This window comes from Dietzia sp. B44 (assembly GCF_014145245.1).
Taxonomy (GTDB): domain Bacteria; phylum Actinomycetota; class Actinomycetes; order Mycobacteriales; family Mycobacteriaceae; genus Dietzia; species Dietzia natronolimnaea.
In genome coordinates, this window is sequence record NZ_JAALEF010000446.1 from 2,179 (window position 1) to 13,446 (window position 11,268).

At 71.1% G+C, this 11,268-nt stretch carries 12 protein-coding genes; 1 reads left to right on the plus strand and 11 read right to left on the minus strand.

Features of this window, described 5'->3' with window-relative positions:
* Both G6017_RS13815 and G6017_RS13820 read right to left on the minus strand, forming a co-directional pair.
* A partial coding sequence (locus G6017_RS13815) for a glutamate-cysteine ligase family protein (protein WP_241731559.1) occupies positions 1–467 on the minus strand: 467 nt, incomplete at its 3' end.
* A gap of 58 nt (positions 468–525) precedes the next feature.
* Positions 526–1,326 (minus strand): crotonase/enoyl-CoA hydratase family protein, encoded by an 801-nt coding sequence (locus tag G6017_RS13820; protein WP_182617853.1) that lies wholly within the window; start codon positions 1,324–1,326, stop codon positions 526–528.
* Positions 1,327–1,539: 213 nt separating this feature from the next.
* Between G6017_RS13820 and G6017_RS13825 the strand changes: the two genes are divergently transcribed.
* Positions 1,540–2,253, plus strand: coding sequence for a GntR family transcriptional regulator (locus tag G6017_RS13825; protein WP_194306524.1), 714 nt, complete (start codon positions 1,540–1,542; stop codon positions 2,251–2,253).
* Between the two features lie 130 nt (positions 2,254–2,383).
* Here the strand turns inward: G6017_RS13825 and G6017_RS13830 are convergent, their stop codons facing one another.
* The 9 genes from G6017_RS13830 to G6017_RS13870 form a co-directional block, all read right to left on the minus strand.
* Positions 2,384–3,238: an oxygenase MpaB family protein gene (locus tag G6017_RS13830; protein ID WP_347238015.1), complete on the minus strand. Its 855-nt coding sequence runs from the start codon at positions 3,236–3,238 to the stop codon at positions 2,384–2,386.
* Between the two features lie 72 nt (positions 3,239–3,310).
* Positions 3,311–3,946, minus strand: a complete 636-nt coding sequence (locus G6017_RS13835) for an Rv1363c family protein (protein ID WP_182617857.1) — start codon at positions 3,944–3,946, stop codon at positions 3,311–3,313.
* A complete protein-coding gene (locus G6017_RS13840; RefSeq protein ID WP_182617859.1) occupies positions 3,936–5,150 on the minus strand; it encodes an MCE family protein in 1,215 nt (404 codons plus the stop codon). The genes G6017_RS13835 and G6017_RS13840 overlap by 11 nt, the downstream gene beginning before the upstream one ends.
* On the minus strand, positions 5,147–6,247 hold the full coding sequence (locus tag G6017_RS13845) for an MlaD family protein (RefSeq protein ID WP_179523933.1): 1,101 nt from the start codon (positions 6,245–6,247) through the stop codon (positions 5,147–5,149). Before G6017_RS13845 ends, G6017_RS13840 begins: the two co-directional genes overlap by 4 nt.
* A gap of 5 nt (positions 6,248–6,252) precedes the next feature.
* The gene (locus G6017_RS13850) at positions 6,253–7,362 is read right to left on the minus strand and encodes an MCE family protein (RefSeq protein ID WP_182617860.1); all 1,110 of its coding nucleotides are present in this window, start codon (positions 7,360–7,362) and stop codon (positions 6,253–6,255) included.
* Entirely contained in the window at positions 7,353–8,396 is a 1,044-nt protein-coding gene (locus G6017_RS13855; RefSeq protein WP_179523935.1) for an MCE family protein, read from the minus strand. The genes G6017_RS13850 and G6017_RS13855 overlap by 10 nt, the downstream gene beginning before the upstream one ends.
* Positions 8,393–9,337 (minus strand): MCE family protein, encoded by a 945-nt coding sequence (locus G6017_RS13860; RefSeq protein WP_182617866.1) that lies wholly within the window; start codon positions 9,335–9,337, stop codon positions 8,393–8,395. The genes G6017_RS13855 and G6017_RS13860 overlap by 4 nt, the downstream gene beginning before the upstream one ends.
* Positions 9,338–9,431: 94 nt before the next feature.
* Positions 9,432–11,027: a fatty-acid--CoA ligase FadD5 gene (gene fadD5 / locus G6017_RS13865; protein WP_182617862.1), complete on the minus strand. Its 1,596-nt coding sequence runs from the start codon at positions 11,025–11,027 to the stop codon at positions 9,432–9,434.
* Between the two features lie 39 nt (positions 11,028–11,066).
* On the minus strand, positions 11,067–11,268 hold a 202-nt coding region (locus G6017_RS13870; protein ID WP_524536301.1), incomplete at its 5' end, for an enoyl-CoA hydratase/isomerase family protein.

Sequence of the window (11,268 nt, forward strand, 5' to 3'; positions counted from 1 at the left end):
GCGGTGAGCGCCAGGAACACCGGGAGGTGTGGGGCGATCCGGCACGCCAGGGCGACCGCCTCGTCGGTGTCCACGGCATCCACCCGGATCCGGGTGCCGCAGTAGATCTGACCGCGGGCCAGGAACTCGTAGTCCGCCAGCAGCCGGCGCATCCGGGGGCTCTCGTCGACCAGCGCCGACCCCGGGGGGACCAGCGGGACCGCTCCCGCGGCCGCCACCGTGAGGCCGCGGCCCTCGCCCACACGGCGCAGTCCCTCGCGCGCCTCGTGCAGCCCGGAGCGCAGGCCCGAGGCCGTGTGGGCCGGACGGGTGCGCGTCCGGATCACACAGTTGCGCACCTCGTCGGCAGCGACGTCCGCTGATCGGTGGGCCAGCAGCTCGGACGCCCTGGGCGTGAGCTCCCGACTCTCGGAGTCGAGGACCTGGAGGTCCTCCTCGATCACCGCTGACCTGAACTGGGCTCCCATGAAGGAAATGTAGTGCGGGCGGGCGGGGTGCACATCCGGTCGGGATGTGGGATGGGTCTCAGCGCGCCTTCCAGACCGGAGCCCGCTTCTCCGAGAACGCACGCGGGCCCTCCATGGCGTCCTCCGACGTCATGACGGTGATCATCTCCGTGTCACTGACCTTCCAGCGGTCGTCCTCCGCCGGGCGGGTCCCGTCGCTGATGCCCAGCGCGACGCGCTTGCTGGCCTGGACGGCCAACGGGGCGTTGGCGGCGATCACGCCGGCCAGCTCGAGCGCCGCGTCGAGCAGGTCCCCGCCCGGGACGACCCGGTTGATCAGATGCAGGTCCAGTGCGCGCTCGGCCGTGACCGGCTCGCCGGTGAGGATCATCTCCATGGCCACCCGGTGGGGCAGCTGAGCCGGTAGCCGGAACGCACCGCCCGCCGCCGCGATGAGGCCCCGCCTGACCTCCGGCAGTCCGAAGATCGCATGATCGGCGGCCACCACGAGATCGCACGCCATCGCGATCTCGCAGCCCCCGCCCAGCGCGGTGCCGTTGACCGCGGCGATCACCGGCACGGAGACGTGATGCTGCATCATGCCCGCGAAACCCCACTGGCGGTTCTCCGCCGGGAAGATGTCCTCTCCCCGGGAGATCGCCTTGAGGTCCGCCCCCGCGCAGAATGACTGCTCCCCCGACCCGGTCAGGACGACCACCCGGATCTCGGGATCCGTGTCCGCCAGATGCAGCGCGTCGCCGAGCAGGGTGCTCACCTCGCCGTTGACGGCGTTGCGGGCCTCGGGGCGGTCGAGGGTGACGAGCAGGATGTGATCGCGGCGCTCGGTGCGGACGGCTGGACGGGTCTCGGATGAGGTCATGCCCCCAGTCTCGCCCGGCACGTCGGCACACGCGGGCGAAACGCCCACCTCCCCCGGGCCGGTGCGATGCGCGAGACCCTCCACCGGGGCCATACAGCGGGGGAGAGGCGCTCACCCCTGCTGGGCAATCGCACACTCCTCGGATATATTTGATTTCGATTCTCGGCCGAGGCCCCTCGGTCGTTCGTGATCCCCGGAGATGAGGTGGCGGACATGGCCGCAACACGACTTGCGCAGCGTCCGCAGCTCTCCGAGGAGGTCGCGGACCACGTCCGGACCCGGATCATGAGCGGCGAGGTGCGCCCCGGGGACTTCATCCGTCTGGACGAGACCGCGGCCGCTCTCGGGGTGAGCGTGACCCCGGTGCGCGAGGCCCTGCTGACCCTGCGCGGGGAGGGGCTGGTCGATCTGGTCCCGCGACGCGGATACCTGGTCTCGCCGATGAGCAGGCAGGACGTCGAGGACATCTTCTGGCTGCAGGCCCGGCTGTCCAAGCGGATCGTCGACCGTGCCATCACCCGGTTCGACGAGGCGGCCCTCGAGCACCACGCCCGCCTGGTGGAGGATTTCGAGGCGGCGGCCGTGACGGGCGATCCGGACCGTGTGGTGAGCGCGCAGTACGCCATCCACCGCTCGATCAACCGGGCGTCCCGGTCGGACAAGCTGTCCCGCTTCCTCAACAACGCCGCGCGCTACATGCCCTACCGGCTCTACGCCGAGGATCCGGACTGGCGGTCCACCGCGCTCGAGGACAACAGGCGGATGCTCGAGGCGCTGCGCACCGGCGACGTGGAGACGGCCCACGCCGTGGTCGACAGGGAGTTCACCAACGGCGCCGACCTGCTCATCGCGCACCTCCAGCGCGCCGGCGTGTGGGACGAGGACCGCGACGAGGACCGGGGCCCGACGCTGGTCGCGCAGGCCTGACCACCTAACACTCGTCGCGCAGGCCTGACCACCCGGCACTCCTCGCGCGGCTCCGACCCGCGACCACCGGAGTCCGGGGCGACACCGCCCCGGCCTCCGCCGTCTCATCTCCGACGTGAGCCCCGGGACGTCACATCAGCGGCCGTCCGGTTCGCAGGCGCCACTTCAGGTCCAGCAGCAGCACCCGGTAGGTGAGGGTCCGGACCGGGTACGGGAGCATCCGGTTGGCCGCCGCGGTGAGCGCCAGGAACCGCTCGAAGCGCCGCTGGTCCCGCGGGTCCCACGCCAGCCCCAGCGCGTCGCGGAACTCGCGGTGCAGGAACCCGGTCGTCACCCACTTGTTCAGGCGCCCGAACAGGACCGTCGTGGGCTGCGGCAGCATCCGGAGCTCCGTCAGACCCACCAGGTGGTCGCGTACCGGGTCGTCGAATCGGATCCGGGACTTGCCCTCGTGCCAGTAGTCGTCGAACTCCGCCCGCGTCGCCGGCCACTGGTCGGCGCGCACCTGGAGCGTCGTCCCCAGAGACGGGGCGGAGCGGTAGAAGGCCTCGCGGTCGGACTCGGTCATGGGTCCGTGCAGCCACTCGAAGGCGTCCTCGAATCCCACGTACAGACAGGCGGCCACCCACATCTGGAGCTTCGGGTCCACCGCGCTGTACTTGACCGGACTGTCGGGTGTCGAGTGCACCCGACGGTGGATGCGGGTGACCTCCTCGCGGTAGACCCGCTTGTCGTCGTCGCTCCCCAGCGTGGCCACCGCCAGGTACTGGAAGGTCGTCCGTGCCCGCTTCAACGGCCTCTTGTAGACGTTGCCGGTGTCCACCCGGCTCTCGCGTACCCCCCAGCCCACCTCGGGCCAGGACAACTGCATGATGACGTTGGCGACCCCGCCGGCCGCACCGATCGAGTCGAGGGCGTCGGGGAGGACGGGCGGTCGACGGCGTGGGGTGGGCGGGGCGGGATTGCGGTGCAGTTCGGTGATCACGTGGCGGTTCTCCTCGGGTATCGGTGTCGTTCGGTCGGCGGTGTCGGATCAGGCCGGTTCGGCGGTGACGGATCAGGCCAGTTCGGCGGAGTCGAGCAGCCAGCGGTTCCCGTCGCGGACCAGGGTCACGACCATGCGGCTCGCGTCGACCCGGCCCTCGGGCACGGTGACGTTGGTGATCTCCTGATCCAGGAAGACCAGCACCACGGCGCTGCCGGAGTCCACGCTCTGAACCCCCGCGTGGGTCACGGTTCCGGTCGAGGTGCCCTGTCCGTTGGTGAGCAACTCGCGCAGCCCCTCGGAGACCTCGCGATAGCGGTCGGCGAACTCCGGAGTGGCGTCCGCCACGACCGCCTCGATGTTGGCGTCCACGTCGCCGTGGTCGTAGGACGCGAGTTGGACGACCAGGCGGGTGGCGTCCTCGACCGCGCTGCGTCGGAGTTCGTCCTCCCGGTGGTCCGACCACACGAGGTAGCCCAACCAGGCACACGCGGCCACCAGTGCCACCACGACCACAGCGCTCACGATGCGAGCGGAGTTCCTCCGCGGGGGGGTCGTGCCCTCCACGGGATCATCGTCCACCGTGGAGGTGTCCGCCCGGGCCTTGTCCTCCGGGACGTTGTCCGCCCGGGCCCTATCCTCCGGGACGTTGTTCTCCCGGGCCCTGCCCTCCGGGACGTTGTCCTCCCTGGGTGCCTCAGCCGCCATGACGCAGTCCTTCCATCATCGTCGCCCAGTACGCGGCGATCTCCTTGCCGGTCGGGACGAGCACGGGGTCGACGGCCATGTCCGGGCCGATCCTGGTTCCGGGTTCGGTCGCCCCCGCCAGTCCCTCGTCGTTCGGTCGGGGAGCCGCCCGCGATCCCCGCTGCTCCAGGTCCTCGCCCGGCGGGCAGTACAACCGCAGATTCGGCTCACGCGGGGAGTGGTCGACGACGTCGCGGGGCTCGTACGGGTAGACGCACACCGGCCCCTGGGTGGCGACCAGTTGGAAGTCCGCGCGACCGTCACGCACGGTCCCCGCCAGGGCCCGCAGTCCCCGCTCGCCCTGCGTGAGGCCGGCCTCCCAGGCGGGTCCCCGATCGCGGAACACGGGTGTGACGACGAGGGTGTTGGCGAGCAGGCCGGCCGCGTCCTCCCGGTTGGCATCGAGGAGCACCTGGGCCCGGAGCATCGCCTCGGGTGATCGGTCGAGCAGGTACACGAGCGTGTCCTCCCGGCGGGCCAGCTGCTCGGCGACGTCGCGGGCCACCGAGGCCGACCCGCTGAGCGGATCCGCGCGCGCCGCCAGCGCGCGCACGGTCACGAGCCCGTCGCCGACGAGCCCGCGGAACGTGGGAGCCTGCTCGGTCAACACAGCCGTGAGCAGTGCGGTGTCCTCGAGGATCGCGCCAAGCCGCGGGCCGTTGCCCTCGAGAGCGGTGGCCACGCTGTCCCCGAACGAGGCCAGGGACTCCGGGTCCAGCGCCCGCAGCGAGGTGTCGATATCGGCGATGAGGTGCTCGATCGACGCGGGTTGCTCGTCCTCGGGGACCAGCAACTCACCACCTTCTCCCAGGTAGGGACCGGCTCCGCTCGTCTGCCGGACGTCGAGCCGGTTGTCCCCCAGGGCCGTGCTGGTCACCACCCGGGCGTGTGCGCTGACGGGGATCCGGGTGCCGTCGACGATCCTCAGATGGAGCCGGACCCCGCCGACCCCGTCGAGAACGGCGTCCTGGACCTCCCCCACGTCCACGCCGCGGTAGGTCACGCGCACCCCGGGTCCGACGCCCCGCGCGTCCTCGACGTGGGCCACCACCCGGAAACCACTCGCCACGTCGGCGTCCTCCCCGATGTACCGGATGCCGTAGCCGATGGCGACCACCGAGATGAACGCGAACAGCAGCGCCTGCGTGACGATGTGGCGGTTCACGGCGCACCCCCCACGGGCGGCTGGGCGTCGGGGGGGCCGGTGGCACCGGGCGGCAGCGGTCGACCCGCGCGCGCCTCACCGCCGGTGCCCAGGGCATCCAGCGAGCCGGGGAGGTCGAGCGCGCCGTCGAACATCATGTGGTCCCCGCGGATCGCGACGTCGAAGTTCGTGACGAAGCGCTGCAGGGCGTCCAGGGTGGGGGCCACCTCGTCCCCGAAGCCCTCCATGTCCTCGAGCAGGACGGTCAGTGTGCGCAGTGACGGCGTCAGGCGCCCGTCCGTGGCCGAGGTGAACTGCTCGACCTGCACTGTCAGGGCGGTGGTGGTGTCCATGAGTGCGGTGATCGTCTCCCGACTGGCCGCCGCCTCCGAGACGAGGTCGGCGGACACCCGCATGCCGCGGTCGATGAGCTCGCGGCGACCGGCGAGCGAGGCGTTGACCCGGTCCAGGGCGAGGATCGTCCGGTCGATCTCGTCGCGGTTCGCCTCGTACAACTCCAGGGCGCGGTCCCCACGTTCCCGGATGCGCCCGATCTCCTCACCTCGCCCGTCCAGGGCCACGGTGAGCTCCTCCATCACCGAGCCGAGCTGCGCGATCCCACTCCCGTTGAGCAGCAGTCCCAGCGAGGCGAGGCTCGACTCGAGGTCCGGACCGACGCCGGTGTGCACCCGCGGAACGACCCCCGTGTCCTCGAGTAGTGCACCGGTCGCGGGCGCCGCCGGCGGGGTGAGCGCGATGAACGGGCTGCCGAGGGCGGTGGGCAGGCGGATCTCGGCGAAGACGCCGGCGGGGACGCCGGAGTCACCCTCGAGGCGGACGCCGATCACGGCCTCGGTTCCGTCGGTGCCGACGCTGCGGACCCGGCCGACGAGGCGTCCCCCGTAGCGGACCTCCGCTCCGGGTGCGAGCCGGTCGGCGCGCTCGAACCGCATCTCCACGTCCGCCGAGCCCTCCCCGGTGTCCATCCCCAGGGGAACAGACTGGAGTGCGAGTTGTGGCGTGTTCACGGCCACCATCGCCGCACCCCCGAGCAGTGCCACCCCGAGGAGGGCCACGAGTCCGCGCACCAGGTGCGGACGGGTTCTGGTCTCACGCATGGCTCTCATCCACCCCCCGCGACTCGTTCGAACGCCCCGACCAGGCCGATCGGGTCACTCTGTTCGACCGGGAACATGAGCGGGTTGGTCAGGCCGGCGCCCGTGCACAGTGGGAGCGGCTCACGTCGGCAGAGTTCGCGGCCACGGGCGAAGTGGGTGATGTTGGACGAGACGTTGAGGCGGATGCGCGCGCGGCCGTCGGGTCCGATCCCGGCCGCGAGGTTCTCCATCATCACCGGGTACAGATCCAGGAACTCGGCGAAGTCCGCGCGGTGGCGGGCGTACAACGCCGTCACCTCGCGGGTCGCGGTGGTCGTCGCGGTGATGTCGTCCCCGCGCGCGGCGACGATCGCGTCGAGTTCGTCGAGGATCACACGGAGGTCCTCCGCCGGGGCCGCCACGTCGATCTGGTCGTCCCGGAGCTGCCGACCCAGGTCGTCGAGTCCCAGCACGAGGTCGCGCATGGTCTGGTCGCGACCGCCCGCGGCGTCCATCAGCACCGCGAGCTCGGTGACGATCGCGTCGAGATCCTCGGCCCGGTCCCCGCCCACCGCCGAGACCGTGGACAGGTTCCTGATGGCCCGGCTCAGCGTCTCCCCCCGGCAGTCGAGGGCCTCGGCCCCCCGGTCGAGACCACGTGCCACCTCGTCGGCTCCGGGCGAGAACGCCGAGCTCAGGGTGTCCAGGCTGGAGACGAACTCGTCGAAGTCGAGGGGTGCCCGCGTCCGCTCGGCCGGGATCACCCCGTCGTCCGGGAACGTCGGCCCGCCCACGTAGGCGGGGGTGAGCTCGACGAACCGGTCGGCGATGACGGCCGGGTTCATCACCACAGCCCCCACGTCCGCGGGCAACCGCGTACCGGGATCCAGTGAGAGCCGCACCCGTGCGAGGTCCCCCGTCGGCTCGACCTTCTCGACGATCCCCACCTCGACCCCCACGATCCGGACTTGCGAACCGACGTACACGCCCTCGGCGGAGGCGAACTCGGCCGTGATCACCTGGCGACCGCCGTCTCCCCGGGCGCCGGAGAGCAGAGAGGCCAACACCAGGACGGCGGCGAGGGCGGTGACGAGGATCGCGACGACCCTGGTCCGGCTCACACGTCTCAGTTGCATCCGTCCATCACCCCCAGGGCGCAGAGCGCCGAATCCGGGATCGGGCCGGTCGGTGTGGCGACATCCGTCCACGGGCCGTTCCCGGTCGCGTCCGTGACCGCGCGGAGTCCTGGTGGCATCCGGGTGAGCACCTCGTCCATCGCGTCGATGTTCCTCTGGTAGGTCTCGCTGATCGAGCGCATGTTGCCCAGCACGCGGTCCACGTCCTCGGCCTCCTCGTCGAGCAGTACCCGCACCCGGGTCGCGAGATCCTCCAGGGACGACACGAGGGAGCTGAGCGCCTCACGACGCTGGGTGAGCACGGTGACCAGCACGAGTGACTGGTCGGTCAGAGCTCGGATACCCGCCTCCTGCGAGACGAGGACCCCGGTCAGTTCGCGGGTCGTGGTGACCACCCCGGACATCCGCGCGTCCTCGCGGGCGAGGAGACCCAGGGCCGCGGAGACGTCGTCGATCGACTGACCGGCGGCCCCGGCGTCCTGCGGCAGGATGCTGTCCAGGCTGTCGATCATCGCGCTCACGGCCCTCGTGTCGAGCTCCTCGGCCAGGTCCGTGACCGCTCCCCCGATGTCGTCGATCATGTACGGCGACGTGGTGCGTTCCACCCCGATCCGCCGGTGCGGGCCGAGGTCCCCCCCGCCCGCCGGTGTGACCTCGAGGAACCTGTTCCCGAGGATCGACTTGAGACCGATCGTGGCGGTGCTCGCCTCGCCCAGGTCCTGGCCCCGGTCGAGCCGGAACCCCACCACCGCCAGCCCGTGCTCCAACGTCAGGGAGTCCACGCGGCCACTGGGCACGCCGGCCACCAGGACCGGGTCCCCCGTCCGTAACCCCCCGGCGTTGGCGAACTCGGCCGCGTAGTGGTCGGTGCGCAGGACGTACCACAGTCGGGGCAGGGCCATGCTCGCCGCGAAGACCGCGATGACCAGCAGGATCGATGTGGCTCCCACGAAGACGGTGTTGCCGCGACGGGTGTGCCTCGGGTCGCGGACGAGGTCGACCAGACTCTCCCGCACCATGGTGATCGGACTCATCGGCACGCCCCCGAGTTCCGGTAGCCGAACAGGCTGGTCTCCCAGTCGTCCCACTTGACCGTGAAGTTGCACATGTAGAGGGCCAGGAAGCCACCCTTCTGAGCCTGGGCGTTGACCTCCCGGGCGAACAGCGGGGCCTTGCCCATCGCGGTGTCGAACGCCGGGGTGTTGGGGATCCACCCGTCGGTCGTGTGACGAGTGGCGTCCACGCTCGCGCGGAGATCCGGATCGGTCTCGCGGAGCATCGAGGCCAGTGTCGCGGTGGCCGCGTCCCCGCGCTCGATGAGCACCGCGAGGTCGTTCCCGCCGCCGTCCGCGAGTGCCCCGGAGACGGTGTCGAGTCCCCTGACCAGCCGCTGGAGGTCCTCATCCCGCTCGGTGAGCGTGGTGTTGAGCGCCGTGATGTTGTCCGCGAGCCGGGTGTACACGTCCTGCCTGCCGACGATGTCCCGGCTCAGCAGCGCCAGGCGGGCGAGCAGGACGTCCATGGCACCCGGTTCGCCCTGGAACGCGGCGACCACTGTGCGCGAGAGGGTGTTGACCTCGTCCGGCCGCACCGCCTCGAACAGCGGCTTGAACCCGTTGACGAGCGCGGTGAGGTCCACGGGATCGGTGGTGGCCTCCAGCGGGATGCGCGTCCCCTCCGGCAGCGGGTCGGCACCGCCGACGGCCGGTCCGCCGTCCGGTGGGGGATCGAGGGAGAGATAGCGGATGCCCAGCATGTCCCCGTAGCGGACCGACGCGCGCGCGCCACTCGCGACCGGCGCCGAGCGCTCGACCTCGAAGTCGACGACGGCGATCGTCTCGCCCAGGGGGCCGACCTCCCGCCCGACTCCGAGCACCCTGCCCACGCGGACGCCGGCGACCGTGACCTCGGAGCCCGGGCCGAGCCCGCCGACGTCGGTGAACTCGGCGCCGTACGCCCGCGCTCCCCAGCCGATCGGCCCGCCAGATCGACCACCGGGCCTCGGCCCGCGGGGAGGTGGAAGACCATGTCAGTGGTATCCGGGTTCCGACGTCGACTCGGCCGCCGGGTCAGACACCCGTGGAGCCGTGCTCCGAGCGGAGCGCGCCCTTGACCACCTTGCCGCTGGCGTTGCGCGGCAGCTCCTCCACGTGCACGAGGTGCTTGGGCAGCTTGAAGCCGGCCAGTTTGTCGCGTAGCCACCCGGTCAGCTCGTCGAGGGTGATGTCCACGCGGCCCTCCTCCTCGTGCTGGGCGACCACCGCGACGGGCACCTCGCCCCACTTCTCGTCCTTGCGACCGATCACCGCGACCTCACGGATCCGGGGGTGGCCGGCGATGACGTTCTCGACCTCGGCGCAGTAGATGTTCTCACCGCCGGAGATGATCATGTCCTTCTTGCGGTCCACGACGTAGACGAAGCCCTCGTCGTCCATCCGGACCAGGTCACCGGAGTGGAACCAGCCACCCTCGAAGGCCTCCGCGGTCTCCGCGGGCTTGTTCCAGTAGCCGGACATGGTGGTGGGTCCGCGGTAGACGATCTCGCCCACCTCGCCGGGACCGACCGGCTCCCCGAACGCGTCGATCACACGAGCCTGCAGGGTGGGGATGACCTTGCCGACCGACCCGAGTTTGCGGATCGCGTCGTCACCGTCGAGCGCACAGGTGATGGGGCTCATCTCGGTCTGGCCGAACACCGCGCAGTTGAGGGCGTCCGGGAACGTCTCGGACATGGCGCGCAGGATCGTGTCCGTGGACGGGGCCGCACCCCACGAGATGTTGCGCAGCACGAGCGTCCGCGGGCGGGCCTTCTGCTCGGCGCAGACGGCCTGCCACTGCACGGGTACCAGGAAGACGCTGGTGATCCGCTCCGCCTCGAGGGTGTCGAGCAGGGCGGACGGGTCGAAGGCCTGCAGGGGGTGGACCACCGTGACGCCGCCGAGCTGGAGACTCGGGGCGATCGAACCGAGCGCCGCGATGTGGAACATCGGGGCCGCGCACAGTGCGCGCCCCTCCTCGTCGAAGAGCCGGAACACCCGGATACAGGTCAGGGACTGGGCGGTGAGGTTCTCGTAGGAGAGCATCGCGCCCTTGGGCCGACCCGTGGTGCCCGAGGTGTACATGATGAGGGCGGTGGAGTCCTCCGGGACGTCGACCGGCGGATGCGGTTCGCCCTCCTCGGCCAGCGCGTCGGCGAAGGTGGTCTGGTCCTCCGTTCCGGACTCGCCCCCGATGACGATGTGGTCACCCGGCTCCTCACCCTGGGCACGGATCGCCCCGACGAGCGGGGCGAGCAGGGCGTCGGTGACGACGACCTTCGGCGCGCAGTCGCTCACCAGGTAGGCCAGCTCGGCCGGGGTGAGGCGGAAGTTCACCGGCACCGCGATGGCACCCAACCGGTTGATGCCGAGCACCGCCTCGACGAACTCCGGGTTGTTGAGGGTGATCAGCATGACCCGATCACCCCTGGCGACCCCACGACGGGCCAGCGCGTCGGCGAAGAGACCGCTGCGCTCGTGTAGCTGCGACCAGGTGGTGGTCTGGCCGAGGTAGCGGAGCGCCTCGCCGTCGGGGTTCATCTCGGCGTGGGTGGCCACCCACGTGTTCCAGTGGTTGCGACGGGCGGCGTGGAGTTCCGCGACGGGGTCCATGGTGGCGGTGGTCATGATTCGGCCTTTCGTGGGCGGTGAGGGTGGAGGACCGGGTCAGGAGAATTCGGGGCGTCTCTTCTCGAGGATCGAGGCGACCCCTTCGGCGAAGTCGTCGGACACCAGGAGCTCGCACTGTCCCTCGTGCTCGCGGGCCAGCGCGGCGTCCAGCTCGGCGAGTGTGGCCCCGGTGACCGACTTCTTGGTGAGTTCCAGCGCGCGGCGGGGGCCGCGGGCCAGCCGGCGGGCGAGCGTGGCG